The organism is Sphingobacterium lactis (assembly GCF_011046555.1).
In the GTDB taxonomy this organism is placed as follows: Bacteria; Bacteroidota; Bacteroidia; order Sphingobacteriales; family Sphingobacteriaceae; genus Sphingobacterium; species Sphingobacterium lactis.
This window is the reverse complement of record NZ_CP049246.1, coordinates 2,103,993-2,123,800: the sequence shown is the minus strand read 5'-3', so window position 1 is coordinate 2,123,800 and position 19,808 is coordinate 2,103,993. Positions and strand designations below refer to the sequence as shown.

Annotated in this window: 13 protein-coding genes, 1 pseudogene and 1 riboswitch; of the genes and pseudogenes, 6 read left to right on the top strand and 8 right to left on the bottom strand. The window is 46.2% G+C overall.

Annotated elements, in window-relative coordinates:
* Positions 1-57 precede the first annotated feature (57 nt).
* The gene (locus G6N79_RS09265; protein ID WP_103907375.1) at positions 58-1,017 is read left to right on the top strand and encodes a glycoside hydrolase family 43 protein; all 960 of its coding nucleotides are present in this window, start codon (positions 58-60) and stop codon (positions 1,015-1,017) included.
* 48 nt (positions 1,018-1,065) lie between these two features.
* Complete coding sequence (locus G6N79_RS09260; protein WP_103907376.1) at positions 1,066-1,932, top strand: DUF72 domain-containing protein; 867 nt, start codon at positions 1,066-1,068, stop codon at positions 1,930-1,932.
* Positions 1,933-2,011: 79 nt separating this feature from the next.
* On the opposite strand, the gene G6N79_RS09255 is transcribed toward G6N79_RS09260, so the two are convergent.
* The 5 genes and pseudogenes from G6N79_RS09255 to G6N79_RS09235 form a co-directional block, all read right to left on the bottom strand.
* Positions 2,012-3,055, bottom strand: a complete 1,044-nt coding sequence (locus tag G6N79_RS09255; protein WP_103907377.1) for a ferredoxin--NADP reductase — start codon at positions 3,053-3,055, stop codon at positions 2,012-2,014.
* 121 nt (positions 3,056-3,176) lie between these two features.
* Positions 3,177-6,186 (bottom strand): annotated as a pseudogene (infB, locus tag G6N79_RS09250) (translation initiation factor IF-2).
* 102 nt (positions 6,187-6,288) lie between these two features.
* Positions 6,289-7,527 carry a transcription termination factor NusA gene (gene nusA, locus G6N79_RS09245; RefSeq protein WP_103907379.1) on the bottom strand — a complete coding sequence of 413 codons (1,239 nt, stop codon included), beginning with the start codon at positions 7,525-7,527 and terminating at the stop codon, positions 6,289-6,291.
* A gap of 2 nt (positions 7,528-7,529) precedes the next feature.
* Entirely contained in the window at positions 7,530-7,994 is a 465-nt protein-coding gene (rimP, locus tag G6N79_RS09240) for a ribosome assembly cofactor RimP (RefSeq protein WP_103907380.1), read from the bottom strand.
* Between the two features lie 106 nt (positions 7,995-8,100).
* On the bottom strand, positions 8,101-8,874 hold the full coding sequence (locus G6N79_RS09235) for an XRE family transcriptional regulator (RefSeq protein ID WP_103907381.1): 774 nt from the start codon (positions 8,872-8,874) through the stop codon (positions 8,101-8,103).
* A gap of 111 nt (positions 8,875-8,985) precedes the next feature.
* Here G6N79_RS09235 and G6N79_RS09230 point away from each other — a divergent pair, with 111 nt between their 5' ends.
* Positions 8,986-9,306 (top strand): GIY-YIG nuclease family protein, encoded by a 321-nt coding sequence (locus G6N79_RS09230; protein ID WP_103907382.1) that lies wholly within the window; start codon positions 8,986-8,988, stop codon positions 9,304-9,306.
* 63 nt (positions 9,307-9,369) lie between these two features.
* Here the strand turns inward: G6N79_RS09230 and G6N79_RS09225 are convergent, their stop codons facing one another.
* A complete protein-coding gene (locus G6N79_RS09225) occupies positions 9,370-12,489 on the bottom strand; it encodes a peptidase MA family metallohydrolase (RefSeq protein ID WP_234993249.1) in 3,120 nt (1,039 codons plus the stop codon).
* A 50-nt stretch (positions 12,490-12,539) separates the two neighbouring features.
* Positions 12,540-14,876 (bottom strand): transglycosylase domain-containing protein, encoded by a 2,337-nt coding sequence (locus G6N79_RS09220; protein ID WP_103907384.1) that lies wholly within the window; start codon positions 14,874-14,876, stop codon positions 12,540-12,542.
* Between the two features lie 227 nt (positions 14,877-15,103).
* On the opposite strand from G6N79_RS09220, the gene rpoN reads away from it, so the two are divergent.
* Together rpoN and G6N79_RS09210 are read left to right on the top strand one after the other, a co-directional pair.
* Complete coding sequence (gene rpoN, locus G6N79_RS09215; RefSeq protein ID WP_103907385.1) at positions 15,104-16,567, top strand: RNA polymerase factor sigma-54; 1,464 nt, start codon at positions 15,104-15,106, stop codon at positions 16,565-16,567.
* Between the two features lie 832 nt (positions 16,568-17,399).
* Positions 17,400-17,493, top strand: a riboswitch (SAM-I-IV-variant riboswitch).
* Positions 17,494-17,552: 59 nt separating this feature from the next.
* Positions 17,553-17,813, top strand: coding sequence for a 5-oxoprolinase (locus G6N79_RS09210; protein ID WP_103907386.1), 261 nt, complete (start codon positions 17,553-17,555; stop codon positions 17,811-17,813).
* A gap of 76 nt (positions 17,814-17,889) precedes the next feature.
* Here G6N79_RS09210 and G6N79_RS09205 read toward each other — a convergent pair whose 3' ends face one another.
* On the bottom strand, positions 17,890-18,999 hold the full coding sequence (locus G6N79_RS09205) for a DUF2891 domain-containing protein (RefSeq protein ID WP_103907387.1): 1,110 nt from the start codon (positions 18,997-18,999) through the stop codon (positions 17,890-17,892).
* Between the two features lie 67 nt (positions 19,000-19,066).
* On the opposite strand from G6N79_RS09205, the gene G6N79_RS09200 reads away from it, so the two are divergent.
* Complete coding sequence (locus tag G6N79_RS09200; RefSeq protein ID WP_103907388.1) at positions 19,067-19,756, top strand: DUF937 domain-containing protein; 690 nt, start codon at positions 19,067-19,069, stop codon at positions 19,754-19,756.
* Positions 19,757-19,808 lie beyond the last annotated feature (52 nt).

Sequence of the window (19,808 nt, the reverse complement as noted above, 5' to 3'; positions counted from 1 at the left end):
GTTCACGGATTTCATAATGTAGGTCAATTTTCTTATTTTCAGGAAACTTAAACCCGAATGAAAGCAAAGAACCCTATTTTAACCTGGGCCGCATTGGCCATCACTGGTATCTCCCAAGCACAACAGAACCCCATTTTCCCCGGCTGGTATGCCGATCCGGAAGGCATAGTTTACAACAACGAATATTGGGTCTACCCCACCTATTCTGCCCCCTATGAACAGCAGATCTTTTTTGACGCCTATTCTTCCAAAGATCTTGTCACATGGAAAAAGCACCCCCGGATTTTGGACAATACCGAGATCAAGTGGGCACATAAGGCTATGTGGGCACCGAGCGTGATCGAGAAGGATGGAAAATATTATTTCTTCTTTGGCGCAAATGATGTCCACGAGGGCGAAATCGGCGGCATCGGCGTGGCCGTTGCGGATCGTCCGGAAGGCCCCTATAAAGACCTGATCGGCAAGCCACTGATCAACGAGATTGTCAATGGCGCTCAACCGATCGATCAATTTGTATTCAAGGATAAAGATGGCCAACACTACTTATTCTATGGCGGGTGGCAACATTGCAATGTAGTCAAGTTAAGCGATGACTTCAAGAGCATTGTTCCTTTTGCCGACGGCACCATACATAAGGAAATTACCCCAGAAGGATATGTGGAAGGACCATTTATGTTCATTAAGGATAATAAGTATTATTTCATGTGGTCGGAAGGTGGCTGGGGCTTGCCCAACTACAAGGTGGCCTATGCCATTTCAGATTCGCCATTCGGACCTTTCAAACGGATAGGCACCATCCTGGAGCAGGACCCCGAAATCGCAACGGGTGCCGGCCATAATTCCGTCATCAAGGTGCCCAATGAAGACAAATATTACATTGTCTATCACCGTCGTCCGTTAGGTAAAAAAGCGTCGTTTGAGCGCGAAACCTGTATCGACGAAATGCATTTTGATGAAAATGGATTGATAAAACCTGTAAAAATGACTTTTGAAGGGGTAAAACATGAACTAAAATAGCCACCTTTGCCAATCGAACACGGATTGCAAAACGAATAGCAAAAGCACATGAAATTTGGACAGGTGGCGGATGCCAGCGAAATTGACTTTTCCTTTGTGGATATTCCTCAGGAGACCTTGAAATACCTCCAGAAATTTAAAGAGGCCGATGGTTTCGAAGTTTTTGTGGGATATCCAAAGTGGTCAAAGGCCGATCTAAAGGGATTTTATCCGCGGGGTACCAAGGATGAATTGCGGTATTATTCGGAACAGTTCAATGCCGTGGAGTTCAACGGCACCTTCTACAGAAGTCCCAGCAAGGAACAGATCCTGACCTGGAAGGAACGTACCACCGAAGATTTTCGGTTCTGCCCGAAGTTCACCAACAGCATCAGCCACTATTCCAGACTCAACAATACAGATGAAAAGGTGGAAGCTTTTGTTGATGCTACGGTTCTTTTCGAGGAAAAACTGGGCATGGCTTTCCTGCAGATGCCCGAGAACTTCAGACCAAAGGTGATGGAACGAGTGGAATCTTTTATGCAGAAGTTCCCTAAGGGTTATCCCCTCGCCTTTGAAGTCAGACATGCGGAATGGTACAATGATCCGGCAGTTTACGGAGAATACCTGGATATATTGCGCAGCAACCACATCACCAACACGCAGATCGACACCCCCGGCCGTCGGGATACGCTGACTTTTCAGCTAACAAGCCCAGTGCTGTTCGTTCGTTTTGTTTCCAGTACGCCGCTGATCGATCAGCTACGGCTACAGGCGTGGGTGAGCCGCATCAAGGAATTGAAAGCTGCCGGCCTGCAGCAGGTTTATTTCTTTATCCATCAACGGATCGATGCTGAAACAGCCTTTTTATCGACCGATTTCAATACTGCCCTAAATCGGGAATTGGGAACAAACCTCCCCATCGCCCACAAATAGCAGGTTGCAAAAACACGACAAAAATAAAAGGAGAGATACTTGGTGGTATCTCTCCTTTTATTTTATAGATAGGCCTGAATTACATCACTTCAATGGTCGTACCATCTTCTAAGGGATGCGAAGTACAGATCAAACAGCGTCCGTTATCGACTTCACGATCGGTCAATACCTCATTGTAATCCATTCGAACGGCTCCCTGCGTAACTTGGGAGATACAAGTACTGCACATCCCCGATTTGCACGAATAGGGTAACTTCAATTTATGCTCCAGACCTACATCCAAGATGGTCTTGTTGTAGGGAATTGTCATGGGATAAGCATTGCCCTGGAATTTCAAAACAATATCATAACTTGTCGTATCCACCGGTTCTTCTTCCTTTTCATCATCATCCTCTTCCTCCTCTGGAAAATGGAAGGTTTCGCGCTTGATATCAGCTTCAGGGAAGCCCATGCCCAATAAGGTGAAACGCACGAGGTCCATATAGAACAGTGGACCACACATATAGAATACACCGTCCATCGAACCGTTTAGGTGTTCATTTACCAGTGAAATAATGTATTCCCGGTTAAGGCGAGCCTTTAGCAGATACTTGGAGTTGGACCAGATCCATTCGATATGCAACCGATCCGGATATTGTTCCTGCCAAGCCAGAAGCTCCTCATAGAATACAGTCTGTTCGCGCGAGCTGTTGCTATACACCAACACGACCTTAGTATGCTCCTCGCCCACCAATGCGGTCTTCAGGATAGAATACAGCGGTGTAATGCCGACGCCTGCGCCGAAGAGGAAAATCGTCTTGTGATTTTCCGCAGATGGTTCATAGGTAAATAGCCCTTGCGGCTCCATCACCTGGATTTCATCGCCTTCCTTCGTCCGGTGGTGAAGCAATCGCGAAATTTCCCCATTGTCTACCCGTTTCACGGTTACCTCATAGGGTTCATCCACAAGGGGCGAACTGGAAAAGGAGTAGGACCGGCGAACCTCGCGATCTCCAAATTCAAAGGACAGCGTCAGAAACTGACCTGCTTTATAAGCCGGAAAGTTTCCGGACACATCTTCGAAACGAATGGAAATATTGTTATTGGGTTGCCGAACAATGGCTGAAATCCGAAATGTAAACATATGCCAAAGATAAGCGCATTATGCAGATTAATCAAATAGAAACCGTCGATAGGCCATTATAACGGCACAAAAAAAGGTCCGACCACAGGGTCGGACCTCATTATGCTTGACGCAGTTGTGATTACAACTTACGTTTTACTTCTACTTGCTCAAATGCCTCCACGATATCTTTCTCCTGTAGGTCATTGAAACGCTCGATGCTCAAACCACATTCGTAACCTTGTGCAACCTCTTTCACGTCATCTTTGAAACGTTTCAAGGAAGCCAATTTACCCGTATGGATTACGACGCCATCGCGAATGATACGGATTTCGTTGTTTCTGTTGATCTTACCATCCAACACCATACAACCGGCAATGGTACCCACTTTGGAAATTTTGAACACTTCGCGTACTTCCACTTCCGCAACGATCTTCTCTTCCAATTTCGGCGCCAACATACCTTCCATCGCAGGATTTGATCTCTTCGATCGCATCGTAGATGATGGAGTATAGACGGATATCGATCTGTTCGTTTTCCGCAAGCTTACGCGCATTCTGCGTAGGACGAACCTGGAAACCGATGATGATCGCGTCGGATGCCGATGCCAACAAGACGTCGGACTCGGAGATCGCACCCACGGATTTGTGAATGATGTTCACTTGGATCTCATCCGTAGACAGTTTCAATAGGGAATCGGAAAGTGCTTCGATAGAACCATCCACATCACCCTTAACGATGATATTAAGTTCCTTAAAGTTACCGATAGCCAAACGTCTACCAATTTCATCCAAGGTAATGTGCTTGGTTGCACGCATACCTTGCTCACGTTGCAATTGAAGGCGTTTATTCGCCACCTGACGTGCTTCGGATTCACTTTCCAGAACGTAAAGTTTATCACCTGCAGTCGGTGCACCCGCCATACCCAAGATCTGTACCGGCATGGATGGTCCTGCTTCTTTCACGCGTTCGCCACGCTCATTGGTTAAGGCTTTCACCTTACCAGAGTAAGAACCCGCCAAGATCGGATCACCAACGCGCAATGTACCACCTTGTACAAGCACTGTCGTCACGATACCGCGACCTTTATCTAAGGCAGCCTCGATTACGGAACCTACAGCGCGTTTCTTCGGATCCGCGTGCAATTCCAATAATTCAGCCTCCAATAATACTTTCTCTAACAATAGATCAACATTCTCACCTGTCTTCGCGGAGATCTCTTGCGCTTGGTATTTACCGCCCCAATCTTCCACCAAAATGTTCATGGCCGAAAGTTGTTCACGGATACGGTCCGCATTGGATCCCGGTTTATCCACTTTCGTGAAAGCGAATACGATCGGTACACCTGCTGCCATCGCGTGGTTGATCGCCTCTTTTGTCTGCGGCATCACCGCGTCATCCGCTGCAATCACGATGATAACGATATCCGTTACTTGCGCACCACGAGCACGCATCGCCGTAAAGGCTTCGTGACCCGGTGTATCCAAGAAGGTAATTTTCTTACCACCGTCCAATGTTACCGCGTAGGCACCAATGTGCTGCGTGATACCACCGGCCTCACCCTTGGTTACATTGGCTTTACGGATATAATCCAGTAAGGATGTCTTACCGTGGTCAACGTGACCCATTACCGTAACGATTGGTGCTCTAGGAACCAAGTCAGCTTCATTATCCGCTTCCTCCAGTTCGGCAACTTCCTCGTCCTCAGGTTTGATAAATTCAATCTGGTATCCAAACTCATCCGCTACGATCGCCAATGTTTCGGCGTCAAGACGTTGGTTGATGGACACGAACATACCGAGACTCATACATGTTGCAATAACCTGAGTTACCGGAACATCCATTAAGTTCGCTAATTCGTTCGCTGTTACGAATTCCGTAACGCGTAACACTTTGGACATCGCCTCTTGCTCCATTGCTGCCTCTTCTGCGGACATCGCTATATCGTCCCGCTTCTGACGGCGCAGTTTCGCACGTTGCGCGAACTTACCGGATTTACCGGCACCGCTCAAGCGCGCTAATGTTGCTTTGATTTGATCTTGGATTTCCTTCTCTGTAGGCTCCTCCTTCGGTGTGTCATTCCGTTTGTTTCTATGGTCGTTACGGCCACCACCTCTGTTCCCTTGACGGTCATTGTTCGGGTGGTTTCCACGATTAGGTCTGTTGTTGTTCGCACCAGGGTGTTGCGGACGGTTGCCATCTTGTCTATTCTGATTTTGACCGCCTTGACCACCTTGGTTGTTGCCCTGACCACCTGTACCCGTTGGGGTATTCGGTTTATTCGTACGCTTGCGCTTACGTTTGTTGTCATGCTGGTTCCCTGCATTTGAAGATGAGGATGCAACAGGTTTATGAGGCTTCGCCACAGGCAATTGGATCTTACCAACCACCTTCGGTCCGCTTAACGTTTCTGAACGCGCACGGATAACCTCATCCTGAGGCTGCGCTTTAACGACAGGTTTTTCCACTTCGATATTTTTCTTAACCTCTTCCTGAGGCTTTGCTTCTGTTTTTGCAGGTTTCTCCACCTTCGGCTGTTCAGCTACCGGTTTCGGCGCCTCTACAGGTTTCGGTTCTTCCTTCTTCGGTTCAGGCTTCACTTCTGCAGCTGGTTTTTCTTCTTTCACCGGCGCAGGTTCTTCCTTCTTCGGCTCTTCCTTCACAGGTTCCTCTTTCTTCGGTTCGGGAGCCTTCTTCTCCTCTTCTTTCGCCTCTGGCTTAGCCGCTTGCTTACCGCGCTTTAAGCTATCCAGATCGATCTTGCCCACCACTTTCAATGGAGATGAAGCCTCTTCTTTTTTCGGCTCCTCCGCTTTGTCAGCATCGATAGCCGCATTCTTGATCAAGATTTCCTTAACCTCGGCCGGGCTATCCTTCTCCTCAGTAGACTCAGGGCTTGAGCTTGTGTTGCCGCCAGCTGGATTCTCTTCACGGCGAATCTTGCCAATAACTATTTGTTTAGCTTCGTCCTTAACAATCTTGTCACCCTGAAATTCCTTCAAAAGAACCCCATACATATCTGGACTCAGTTTCGTACTTGGCTTAGAGTCTACATCAAACCCTTTCTTTACCAAATACTCCACTGCGGTACCAATACCAATGTTGAGCTCTTTTGCAGCTTTAAGCAAGTTTATACTTTTACCTTCTGTCATCTACTATCTTCTAAATATAAATTTCGTATTACAAAAATATGTTTTTTTACATGGATTTAACAAATTATTACAAAATGTTAAATCCATGATTTTTGAATATTTCTATTCAAATTCCGCCTGTAGAATACGCAAGATCTCGCGGATGGTATCCTCTTCTAGATCTGTACGTCTCACCAGTTCTTCTTCGGAAAGTGCCAATACGGATTTCGCGGTGTCCAACCCTACACGCTTGAATTCATCAATGATCCAGCTGTCGATTTCGTCTGCGAATTCTTCGATATCCACATCCTCCTCTTCTTCACCGTTCTCACGGTAAACGTCAATTTCGTAGCCTGTTAATTTACCGGCCAATTTAATATTGTGTCCGCCACGGCCAATTGCCAATGAAACCTGATCCGGTTTCAAATAAACAGCTGCCGTTTTGCCTTCTTCATCAATCTTGATGGACGTGATACGAGCTGGGCTCAATGCACGTGTAATATATAAGGAATGATTCGTCGTAAAGTTGATCACGTCGATGTTCTCATTGCGTAGCTCACGAACGATACCGTGAATACGGGAACCTTTCATACCCACACAAGCACCAACCGGATCGATACGGTCATCGTACGATTCAACCGCAACTTTAGCACGCTCTCCTGGTTCGCGAACGATTTTCTTGATCGTGATCAATCCGTCGAAGATCTCAGGAACCTCAAGCTCGAACAAGCGCTGCAAGAACTCAGGGGCAGTACGGGAGATGATAATCTTTGGATTGGTGTTCATCATATCCACCTTGTGTACAACCGCACGGATGCTATCTCCTTTTTTGAAATAATCCGCTGGGATTTGCTCGTTCTTCGGCAAGATCAACTCGTTGTTGTCCTCATCCAGAACCAAGATCTCTTTTTTCCAGATTTGGTATACCTCACCAACAACCAATTCTCCTTCACGGTCCTTATATTTCTTGAATACTTCGTCTTTCTCCAATTCCAGAATCTTGGAAACCAACGTCTGACGAGCCGCAAGAATGGCACGTCTTCCGAAGCTTTCCAATGTAATCTGCTCGATATAATCATCACCGACTTCCAGGTCAGCGTCATATTGATGTGCTTCTGCCAATTCGATCTCCAGATCGTCATCCTCAGAGAATCCATCTTCCATAACCACTCTGGTACGCCAGATTTCCAAGTCACCGTTGTCCGGGTTCACAATTACGTCCACGTTTTCATCTGTTCCGAAACGCTTGCGGATCATACTGCGGAATACCTCTTCCAATACAGTGATCACCGTCGGACGGTCTATGTTCTTGAAGTCTTTGAACTCTTGAAACGAGTCTATCAAGTTTATATTCGTACTCATTCTTATTTAAATGAAATTAACACCTTTGTTTCCTTTATTTGATCGAGAGGGATAGCCGACTCCACTTGAACAGCCTTCTTACCTTTCTCTTTAACTTTCTCTTCAATGCTGATGGAATCGTCAGTCGCCGAAAGCAACACCCCTTCACGCTTGGTGCCATCCAACATCTTCACTTGAACGGAACGACCTACGTTCTTATCAAACTGACGCTTCATCACCAATGGAGTATCGATACCGGGAGAAGAAACTTCCAAACGGTAGGCTTTGTCGATCACATTTTCCTCCTCCAAATGGAAACCAACATGACGGCTCACCTGCACACAATCCTCAATGGCGATACCATTATCCCCATCAAGCAAAATCTCCAACACCCCGTTCTTCAGAAAACGAACACTCACGATGAATAAATCCTCGCGGTCCGCAATCTTCTCTTCAATTAATTCGATTACTCGATTCTCAACCTGCATATTTAAAAATTGATATTAAAAAAGGGGGCATACCATGCCCCCTTCCTTTCAGATAGTACAAAGGTACACAATTTCTTTTTATTTCACAAAACAAATACGCATCACACTAATTTTTATCACCCATGGACTTGATGGTTTTCTGCATCTGGGCCATCATACTGGATAATCCTTCCAATGTAGGCTCTGGACTTGGCTCCGGCAATTCCGTACTCACGAAAGCCTTCGCTTTCCATACTTCCAGAATATCTGCGGCCGAAACCCAATAAGGTTCATAGGTCTTATTATCGGATACCAATTTCAATCCCTTATCCTCTTTAAACTTTTGTCCGATGCGTTTATAAACAACACCATCATTTGCGGACACGACCACATAGGTCTGCCCGGTCTTGATATCATGCCAATTTTCTACATACTCTGCGATGATCAAGGAACCTGATGGCAAAGGCAACATTGAATCCCCCTTGATCTCGAACGCCCGGTACGTACCTTGATTAAATAATGGCAGGGAGAACTTCGGCAATTCACTCACGAACTCCGGGTCGGCATAGCCATTTAAATACCCGGCACTTGCCTTTACCGGCACAAACTCAATATTCTCCCGATCCTGGGCGTCCACCGTTACGCTCAATACCCGCAGGTTGGACGCATTACTCTTCGGTGTTGGCTTCCAACGTTCATCGATTTCATCATTCGCCAATTCATCCATACTTAGATCATAGAACTCCGCTATCTTTTTTAGCAATTCATACTTCGGCTCTGCTCTATCTTCTTCATACGCCCCTACTGAAGCACGCTTAATCTCCATTAAATCAGCAAATTGCTGTTGCGTTAAGCCTTTTTTCTTCCTGAGGAATTTGAGATTTGATGAAATGTTCGACATAAATAATTTTAAATAAGTTTTTGAAATACTAATATTATTAGTAATATTGTGCCAATAAAATTAGTAAAAGGATTCTAAATAACCAAATAATTTAGCTAAAACACGATAAAAATGAATAAATACTACACTTATATAGCAACAGATGCCAACCGGAGATACTTACAGGCCGGCTTGACCACGAACCTGAATGGCACCCAACAGGAAATCAGCCAAGGAAACCCTGCCCTTTTCCCATTTGCAGTTCTGAATAGAATGGTGCTTGTGGAAGCATTCGACAACATGCAGGCTGCAGAGAAAAGATTGAGTGAGTTAAACGGCATGTGCCGATTGGTCAAGGAAAGATTGATCCGCAAGCAGAACCCAAATTGGTTGAGCCTCAATCCCACCCTGCCCCGTACAGCAGGACATAAAAAAACCGTTGTTTATGCATAAGCAATAAACAACGGCCTTAACAACCTTCCCCTACACTAAATCCTACGCACTCATTGGATTAGACTACCAACCCGGTGCAAAGTTTAATCCAAACGTCCCGAATTTCTCACGAGTCGGATTGTTCAACTGAATAGCATAGTAAGGTTCCAATATCATTGCGCCGAACAGGTTGACGCGCAAGGAAATCCCCGCACTGAAAACCGGCATGGTCACCATAGGATCATATATTTGATACGTCTGCCCATTTGACGTCCGCGTCACTAAGTCGGCATCCGTTTTCTTCCATTTGACAGTCTGCGCATCTGACCAAGCAAGACCGCCATCCACGAAGAAGTTTAGATCCGTGAACAGGAAGTTCGATGGTACTGCTGCCAATTTCTCAGGTCCGGTGAAAGGCAACCTGATTTCAAAGTTTCCGACCACCATCTTGGATCCCGAAAGATCCGTATACCCGATCATGCTGCTCGGCCCGAAGGAGTTTGACTCATATCCACGTACGAGATAAGGATAACCGATATACATGTTGTATAATTTATCAGCATCGGTACCCATACGCATGTAAGAATACACGCGCGCCGCAATGGTCACGGGTTTAATCCGATGGTATTTTCTAAGGTCCACATTCAAAGCCGTAAAACTGTAGGTTCCAAAATACTGTTCAGCACCTAGGCGGTAGCGGAATCCCTGCAATGGTGCTGCAATACCAAAGACCGCATTATCACCCACGAATCCAGCATTCACCTGCATCAGGTTGAATGGATCCAAGTTATTCACGCCCATCGCTGCCGCAGCTTCTTCATTGGAAACTTTCTCGCGGTTACCATAATAGAAAGCCGTCTGTGTATAGCGATCCACACGGTAGGAGTTGTAGGATGCAGCGGCACCGGTTTCGAAACGGTGATGTCTATTGAATGGATAAGCCACGAAGGCATCCACCTGCGTTTGGAATGAGCGTACCAGGTACTGATCCAGCACATTCTCCGGACCATTCCCCAAATCACGCGTCGCAAAGTCGTAGAAACCGAATCGATAAGGGATATGGGATAGCGACCCACCCCAGTTCCAGCGGCTGCGCTGATTGATGTAGGCCACCTGCCCACCGAAATCATAAATCTCTCCATTGATGTTCAGGGCAGCGAAGATCTGGTTATATCCGAGGATATCGGAGAACATCCCCTGCACACCCGAGCTGATACCTGCACCATAACGAGAACCTACGGACATACCCACGCCACTGTTGGCCAAGTAATCCAGTTTAAATTTTGGACGGTACGGCACCTCATTGATCTGTGCATCCGAAATCCGACCATATGCATTGAAATTAGTCAAGTTCGTGTTCACCACATTTACGCCACGGCTCTGTGCCGGCGGCAACATCGCAGCCTCCTGATTCACCTCAGCCGCATCGACAGCTACAGATTCAAATTCGCTGGCCTTTGCCTTATATACCGTATAGGCATTGTCCTTATAATAGGAATACACAATATCATCATTCGCCGAGACACTCAGTGCCGGAGAGTATTCCGTAATCCCACTGATACCTGTGAAGTAATCGGTCATACGCTCTACCGAAGAGTCGGCGATCTTGATCTTGTACATATTCCGGAAACCGTCGCTGTTCGATAGGAAATAGATCTCCTCGCCATTGGACGAGAATTGCGGATTCAGGTTGTTCGCACCTGGAAACACAGGGATTTCCCGAATCTCTTTGGTATTCACATCCACAACGGCCAAGCTCATTGGGATGGTCACGCTGCGGCTGGATGACTCCAGGGACATCCGGTCCGTACTGAACACGATAAACTTACCATCTCTGGAGAAGCTAGGTTGAAAATCGGAATATTTATCATCCATCAATTGGTTGAGCTCCTTGGTTTGGAGGTCATACGTATAGATATCACTTCGACCATTCTTCAGGCCTGAAAAGGCGACCAAACTTCCGTTCGGTGCCCAAGTGATGTTCGTAAATTCCGTAATATCCCCCATCGCTTGTACAGAAACCGTCTTACCGGTCCCCACATCCACGATCATCAATTTATTCTTGCCCTCACTGAACACCGAGAATGCAAAAAACTTGCTATCCGGCGAGAAGGTCCCTGCGGATTCTATAAAACTGAACTCATCGATATCCCGATTGGTGAGTCGACTGCCGAGCTTCCGTATCACCTTCCCGGATTCGGCATCCGCCAGGAAGAGATCGATACTGAACAGATCCATCTCGGAAAGGAAAACCACATACTTACCGTCTGGTGAAATCGCCGGAGAAACGTTCATCCGACCGGCATTCTTGCGCGACAAGAGCAACTGCCCGATAGGGTTCGATGTGGTATCGCGGCCCATGTTCCGGTAGGTATTCTCCATGCTATTTTTCCAAAGGGTGGACATGGTCTGCGCATCATAGCCGAATACCCGGCGGATCGCACTCTCATAGCCATACTTTGCAGTCTCAATAAAAAGCGGCATAATGACGGTGTCCCCATAGGTCGAACCGATGTAGGACCAGAAGGCCTGACCATAACGATAGGGAAAATATTTTTGCGACTGTTCGGTCAACTGGCGTAAGCTAGGCAAATCATTGCGGGCGTAGGCATCGCGCATCCACATCGAGGTAAAGGCATCCTTCTTCCCGATGGAGAAATACTCCGCCATCCCTTCGACCATCCACAACGGGATATTGGCAATGTTCTCCAAGCGTGTGGAATCACCACCCTCGATCAGTACTCGGTATTGGAAGGCATGCACCAACTCGTGCCCCAGTACGTGACGGGTCTGCTGGTTGATCTGCATGATCGGCATGATGACACGTTGCTTGAACGCTTCGGTAACACCACCTGTCCCAGGACTGATTTCTCCCGAAATGGCTGTTGTCTGCTGGAATTCCGGATGGTTGTTGTAGAAGATGATCGGATTCTTCCGTAGAAAGGTATCCTGAAAGACCTGCTGATGCAGCTCATACCAAACCTCAGATTCCTTCGCCAACCAATTCATCATCGAATCGTTCTTCAGGTAATAATAGATATTGAAGTGTGGCGTATCGTAAACCTTAAAGTCCAACTTCTTGTACCGCATTTTATTCTGGCCAAAATACTGCGCCTGGGTGGCGGTAGGCATAAAGGTGCAGCACAGAAACAATACTAAATTGGCAAAAAGAATTCTTGAGAAAAGTATATTCTTAAATTTCATAACTGATTATTAGTCAAATAAAATTAATAATTTATATCAATTTATTACGATCAATTTGTTTCTTCTTCGGATCCCTCCTGACCAGCACCTTCCTCACCCCCGATATTCGGCAATACGATGCTCGGGACCTCCAGCTCGACAGCTTCGGCTGAATCACCGGAAGACCGCTGTGGCGCTCGCACGCGTGGACCCGGACAATTGTACTGTTTGGTAATCTCCACCTTCGCTTCCGGGAATTTCCCGAAAGTAACGCCCAATTCCGGATGCTTGTACAGCTCCTCCATAAATAGCGCATAGATAGGCAGTGCCGTTTTAGAACCTTCCCCCGTCGCCGAACTCTTGAAATGGATACTCTGCTCATCACATCCTACCCAAACACCGGCCACAAGATCTTTGGTTACACCCATATACCAGCCATCTACGTAATCCGAAGATGTACCGGTCTTTCCACCGATCTGGTTTTCCTCTTGGAAGAGATCCCATTCCCAAAGGGCCTGCGATGTACCACCGGACTCCTCAATCGTTCCGCGAAGCATATATCCCATCAACCAGGCATTCTCAGGTGTGATAGCCTGCTTGGTTTCGGTCTTAAATTCTGCGATCACGCGACCATCGCGGTCTTCGATCCGTGAAACCAGAACCGGCTCCGTACGCTTACCCTCATTCATAAAGGTCGCATATCCGCGAACCATCTCCAGTACAGACACATCATTAGAACCCAAGCCCACAGAAGGAACGGATTCCAACTTGCTGTCAATTCCGCATTTATGGGCCATCGCAACGACCTTATCCCAGCCAATAGCCTCTGTAATCTGAGCGGTAACCGTATTCAAAGAACGAGCCATGGCATGCCTTAGCGACAGGTTGCTGTAGGAAAAACTCCAATCCGCATTCTTCGGTTCCCATATTTCGTGTTCACCCTTGTTGTTGATGAATTCGATCTTCACCGGTTTATCCTCATATTTATCACATGGCGCCATGCCCGATTCCAATGCCGCTGCATAGGCGAACGGCTTGAAGGTAGAACCTGCCTGACGCTTTGCCTGATTCACGTGGTCAAACTTGTAGTAGTTATGGTTAATACCGCCGACCCAGACCTTGATTTCCCCATTGTAGGGATCCATGGCCATCATACCGGTATTCAGCATGGTCAGGTAATGTTTCAGGGAGTCCATCGTCGAATAGTCCACCTGCTCCATCCCATCCCAGGTAAAGACTTCCATGCTCTTTTTCCTGTTCAATTCCTCAAAGACTTTCGCCTCATCGTTGTACTTCTTCATCAGGGAGGCGTAGATCGGTAATTTCTTGGCATGGTCTTCCAGGAAATTAGGAATCACGTTACCCTCTTTATCGCGCCAAGGAAGCTCATTGCCCCATACATTGTCCAACCGCTGCTGCAGTTCTTTCATCTTGGTTTCCACCACCCCTTCCGCAATTTTCTGCATGCGGGAATCAATGGTGGTATAGATCTTCAAACCTGAAGTATAGATATCGACATCGTTATCAGCCGCCCACTTCTCCAACCATTTTTCCACCGCTGTGCGGAGGTACGAATCGTTGGAATTGCGCACTTCCTGATTGTTAAGGTTCAAGCCCAGTGAATCCTTCGCCAGCTTGTCCATTTCCTCCTGCTTGAGGTAACCCTCCTTTTGCATTTGGCTCAAAACCGTATTCCTACGGGCTAGCGCATTCTTAGGATTTCGAATTGGATTATATAAAGTCGTTCCCTTCAACATGCCCACCAATACGGCAGCTTCATTGACGGTGACCTCGGAAGGCAATTTATCGAAATAACGGATTGAAGCGGATTTGATCCCGTAGGCATTGTTACTGAAGGAGACCGTGTTTAGGTACATGGTCATGATCTCTTCCTTGCTGTATTTGCTCTCCAACTTGAAAGCAGTCATCCATTCTTTGTATTTTGTTACCAACAGACCTACGCCCGGAATCTTACCGAGCAAACCTTGGGCATCCTTGTAACGCGTACGGTATAGGTTTTTCGCTAACTGCTGCGTGATGGTACTGGCGCCACGATCGCTCCCGGAAATCGTCGATACGATCCCGCCGAATAAGCCCACGAAATCCACCCCATGGTGTTTGTAGAAACGAACATCCTCCGTGGCGATCAAAGCATTGGTAATGTTTTTGGAAATACTGTCGAAAGGTACGGGGTCCCGGTCCTGTTTGTAATAACGTCCGAGAAGAACGGAATCCGCTGTATACAGTTCAGAGGATACATTCAGTTCAGGCAACATGATTTCCTTTTTGGTGGGCGATGACCCGAAAAGACCCAAAAAGTTGATTTGTACCGCGCAAGTGAATAAAATAAGAAAGTAAATAACAATCAGTGCGATACGCAAAAATTTGTTCCTGACACGTCTAAACATACGGTAAATATGAACAAAACTTTGGAAAAATCTACAGTTATTCCACCAAAAAAGCTACTTCTGTACAAAATTAACGAATTTTAACAATTGATGTTTTTCCTTTACAAGGGGACTGGGTATCCGCAGATTATAATAGCAAAAACTGTACCTAAACTTTTTATTAATCGAGATTCAACAATGAATCTCAATTTTAATGCCTATTTTTACCAGACTTAGTAATCGGGGATATGTTAAAACAGACGTTACAGCAGAAATTATTACAGAAACTATCACCTCAGCAAATACAGTTCATCAAATTGCTTCAGGTTCCTACGGTGTCCTTGGACGCCCGTATCAAAGAGGAGCTTGAGGAAAACCCTGCCCTGGAAGATGGCAGCTTGGCCAATATGAACGACCCTGTTGAAGAATATCCGGACAAAGACCCGGACGATGACTTCAGTATGGAAGACAATACCTATGAAGAGGAATTTAGTGTGGATGAATATATTCAGGAAGATGATTACCGCGATTATGGCGGTGGCTATGACCATGACGATGAGGATGGAAAGAAAGAGATCCCCATTGCCATTCAGGATTCTTTCTATGAAAACCTGCAGAACCAATTGGATCTGCTAGCCCTTTCGGATAAGGATTATATCATTGGCCAACAGATCATTGGCTCCCTGGATGATGACGGTTACTTGAGGCGCCAGATCCCTTCCCTGATCGATGACCTCGCCTTTTCGCAGAATGTCATTGTGGAAGAAGAGGAAGTGGAGGAAATCCTGAAGATCGTGCAGACCTTTGACCCTCCGGGCATCGGTGCGCGCAACCTGCAGGAGTGTTTGGCCATTCAGCTGCGCAAAAAGGACCTGACCAACCCGATTATCCAGAAGGCCATGTCGGTGATTGAAAATTACCTCGACGAATTTACAAAGAAACATTACGATAAGATCGAAAAGCAACTTGGCGTTGATTCCGAGGAGCTGAAAGAAATTGTCAACGAAATATTGAAGCTGAATCCCAAACCTGGCGATTCGGGTGCCGTTGCGGGCAAGCAATTGCAGATCATCCCGGATTTCCATATCAGCAACAACGACGGCGTGCTGCACCTGACCCTCAACGGCAGGAACGCACCGGAGCTCCGCGTTTCCAGATCGTATCAGGAGATGTTCGAGCATTATGAAAAAGCCGAAAAGAACGACAAGAAGATGCGCGAAGCCGTACAGTTCGTGAAACAGAAACTGGATTCGGCAAAATGGTTCATCGACGCCATCAAGCAGCGTCAGCAGACGCTTTTGAAGACCATGAATGCCATCATGGAATACCAATACGACTACTTCCTGACCGGTGACGACCGCATGTTGAAACCGATGATCCTAAAGGATATTGCCGATAAGATCGAAATGGATATCTCTACGGTATCGCGTGTGGCCAATTCAAAATACGTACAGACCGAATTCGGCACGTTCCTACTGAAATCGTTCTTCTCGGAAGCCATCCAGACGGAATCCGGAGAGGAAGTTTCCAACAAGGAGGTGAAGAAGATCCTAGAGGAATGTATCGCCAACGAAGACAAGAGAAAACCGCTTGCCGACGAAAAACTGACCGAAATTCTGAAGGAAAAGGGTTATTCCATCGCCCGCCGGACCGTTGCCAAATACCGAGAGGCCATGAATATTCCGGTAGCCAGACTTCGGAAAGAACTATAAGATCAGCTAGGATGCCGGAAGCGGCTATTTAGCTTGAGGTTAATAAAAAGATTGTTCCGGGGTTCGAGGATAAAGCAATGCTATGTTGCTTTATCCTCGAACCCCGGTTTTTTTGTGGAAGTTTTGAAGGTTTCCATGGTGGTTCGGTATCCAGCACAGTGCAAATATCAATAAATGCTATGCTGGCTTCCTACCTAACGAAATAAATCTTTCCAGGGTACTTCCCTGCCCCTCTTTATCCCTCGCTTTCAAAATCCCTGAGAATTCACAAAACCACTGACCAAAAGTACCAAATAAATGTTTATCACCTTTTTTTTCATTTCTACTAAAAATTCTATTAAAACACTTATTATCAATTTTTTACATAAAATTATAAGCCAAATAGCCCAAAAAATTGCTTGGACCTTGTTCGAGGTGAGAGCGTGGTGAGAGCGTACTGAGAACGAGGTGAGAGCGTGTCTATAGACACGGTCCCACCTCGTATGCAATACGGACGCACCACGGACGCACCTCAGACAAGGTCCACACCTATCCCAAGCGACAATAATTCGCTCATTAGGATTTGGAAATTGGCAAATGGGAACGAACAAACTGTGCGAACTGCATAAGGTGAGAGCGTGGTGTCGATATGACTTTACTAAGAAGACACCTGGATTCTAGAAGATTTTACAAAATGATGGAGGAAGGGTGAATGTGGACATCGCTGAACTGAATATACGCAATAAGTTTTTGCTATTCAAATCTTTAAACGTTTAAATTTCACCTGGATATGCAGGCTAATTTTTATTTTTTTTGAAATATTTTTGGAATTAAAAAATAATCCACTAAGTTTGTAGAGTATTCAGAATTGCACAGGCAATACCAACCGAGTGAAGACACCGCGGTGGTAAACCAATACGGGCGACAAGCCAAAAACAACGTACTATAATCAAGCAAATTATTATTCTGAATGCAATGATGGTTAAACTTTTTAAACATGTATTGTATGTCGAACACAAAACCCCTACAACAGCACCTTTTGGAGCAGTTTACGCACTACTCCACCAACGAACTCGTGGTATTGAACAATGATCTGGTCAAGTCCAACTGGGGCACCAGTAAAACGGCATTCCGAACCGCATTGATCAATGCGCTTTCCAGTCGCGGCATCGATCTTTCGGCCATTATCAGCACAGAAGATGGATTTACGCAGATCCATCAGGTGGCCGTAAAACTGCACGAAAACAAATTAATCCCCATATGCTAATGTAAAAATCCCTGCCGATGACATGATTCGACAGGGATTTTCATTTAAACTGTGGTGCGGATCTAAAAGCTAAGATTTAATTTCCGCCACTCCCCTTTTCCACGGCATATAGCGCAAATGTGCCGAGCCAATGCGTTCCCATATAATCGTCCTTGGCATGGAGGTTTCCAATGGAAAAGCGAAAATGCGTATTGGCGATATCCTTGAGGTGCGCAAGCGCAGGGTCTGTTCCGGCTATTCCGTAAAGACAAGCGGCACGGCTATAGTTCAATCCATCCAGATGCACCAATTTACCATCAGTGCGATCCTTTACAATGGCAGGTTCCAAAGCAAAATCCGCTTTATACAATGCTGGCATAAATGCCTTCAACCACTGCTGGTACGCATCTTTATCATAGACCATCCGCATCAGGTTTGCTTCTTCCAAACAAGGGGATAGAAAATCATATCCACTCGGTTCGTAAGCCAGGTCACAGCCCTTGTCCTTTTCGAAAAGCCGAATGGCATTTTCCTTGATGGTCGATGCAAAGGCGGTATCTCCCACTGCATTCGCATATTCTAGGGAAAGCATCAGGCTGAAAGCCGAGTTATCATGCTGTCCAGCACGGATGGGATAGACCAGTTTGGGTAAGTAGCTGGTATAGCGATCCACCAACAGCGTGACCAAGGGTTGCAAGGCAGATGCCCAACGGGACGCATCGGGGTCCTGCCATTGCTGCAGCTCCTCCTGTAATTTAAAGAGCCAAGCCCAACCGTAGGTACGCTCGAAGCTCAGGTTGTTCTCATCCTGGAAAAAGGCCATTTCCTGTGCCACGTTTTCCGGCGTAATGTGCCGATTGAGTACGTCGCGAATCCGACCAGCACTGTCCACTGCTGGATATTTCTGCATCAATTTGACAATGGACCAGTATCCGTGCACAGAGGAGTGCCAATCATAGCAGCCATAAAAAACAGGTCGCAGTGTTTTGGGTGTCTTCAGATCTGCAGCACTCCCCAACGTTTGCCCGAGCTTATTCGGGTACTCCACTTCCAAGCAGTGCGTAGGTAAGGAAAATATCGTTTCGGCAAGTTCAACCGTTAAAGTTGGTGGTTCAGTTTCGGGTGCCTGTACGGTTTTCTGTTCACGGTTACAGCCCATGACACATAAAGCACCGACAAACCCGAAAAGCAAGAATGATTTTTTCATATCTTCGATTTATTGGCAAAATATTTGAGTTCTAAAATAACATTTATAAACTAAAAAAGCATAACACATGAATATCACAGATTTAATCTCTGGCAGCGTTGGATCGCAAGCAATTGAGGGCATTTCCCAAAAATTAGGCGTAGACAAAAATCAAGCACAATATGTAGTTGCAGCAGCTGTTCCGTTAATGATGTCGGCGTTGAACTACAACGCACAAAAAAGTCCCGAAAGAGCAGAAGGCATCCAACAAGCGTTGAGCTCCAAGCACAATGGTGGTATTTTCGATAACCTTGCCGGTCTGTTCAACGATGGTCCTACGGAAGATGAAGATAAAATGGTGAACCATATTTTCGGAAAGAATACGGACACGGTAAAGGAATCCCTATCAGAAAAATCGGGAATCAGCATCGGTAAAATCGGTGGTATCTTAGCACTTTTGGCACCGTTGGTAATGGGTTACTTGGGTAAGCAGCGCCAATCGCAGGAATCTTCAGGTTCCGGTGGTGGCTTGGGCGACCTGTTAGGTAGTATCTTGGGCGGTGGCAACAGCAATACAGCCGGACAAGGCGGTGGCTTAGGTGACATCATCGGTTCGGTTCTTGGTGGCGGAGCTTCCCAGAATAGCCAGCCGGCAGGAAACCAGCAAACCAATACCGGTGGTCTTGGCGATTTGGTTGGTGATTTCTTCAACCAAAAGAACGACAAGAACGCTAAAGGAAGTATCCTAGACAGCCTTGCAGGCATGTTCGGTAAATAAGAAACAAAAAAAATACGATTAAGGCAATCTTTGGAAAAAGGTTGCCTTTTTC

Coding starts and splice junctions, on each gene's coding strand:
- G6N79_RS09255 (WP_103907377.1), bottom strand. CDS start 3,055: ATGTTTACATTTCGGATTTCAGCCATTGTTCGGCAACCCAATAACAAT.
- G6N79_RS09225 (WP_234993249.1), bottom strand. CDS start 12,489: ATGAAATTTAAGAATATACTTTTCTCAAGAATTCTTTTTGCCAATTTA.
- rimP (WP_103907380.1), bottom strand. CDS start 7,994: ATGCAGGTTGAGAATCGAGTAATCGAATTAATTGAAGAGAAGATTGCG.
- G6N79_RS09230 (WP_103907382.1), top strand. CDS start 8,986: ATGAATAAATACTACACTTATATAGCAACAGATGCCAACCGGAGATAC.
- G6N79_RS09210 (WP_103907386.1), top strand. CDS start 17,553: ATGTCGAACACAAAACCCCTACAACAGCACCTTTTGGAGCAGTTTACG.
- G6N79_RS09205 (WP_103907387.1), bottom strand. CDS start 18,999: ATGAAAAAATCATTCTTGCTTTTCGGGTTTGTCGGTGCTTTATGTGTC.
- G6N79_RS09220 (WP_103907384.1), bottom strand. CDS start 14,876: ATGTTTAGACGTGTCAGGAACAAATTTTTGCGTATCGCACTGATTGTT.
- G6N79_RS09235 (WP_103907381.1), bottom strand. CDS start 8,874: ATGTCGAACATTTCATCAAATCTCAAATTCCTCAGGAAGAAAAAAGGC.
- nusA (WP_103907379.1), bottom strand. CDS start 7,527: ATGAGTACGAATATAAACTTGATAGACTCGTTTCAAGAGTTCAAAGAC.
- G6N79_RS09260 (WP_103907376.1), top strand. CDS start 1,066: ATGAAATTTGGACAGGTGGCGGATGCCAGCGAAATTGACTTTTCCTTT.
- rpoN (WP_103907385.1), top strand. CDS start 15,104: ATGTTAAAACAGACGTTACAGCAGAAATTATTACAGAAACTATCACCT.
- G6N79_RS09200 (WP_103907388.1), top strand. CDS start 19,067: ATGAATATCACAGATTTAATCTCTGGCAGCGTTGGATCGCAAGCAATT.
- G6N79_RS09265 (WP_103907375.1), top strand. CDS start 58: ATGAAAGCAAAGAACCCTATTTTAACCTGGGCCGCATTGGCCATCACT.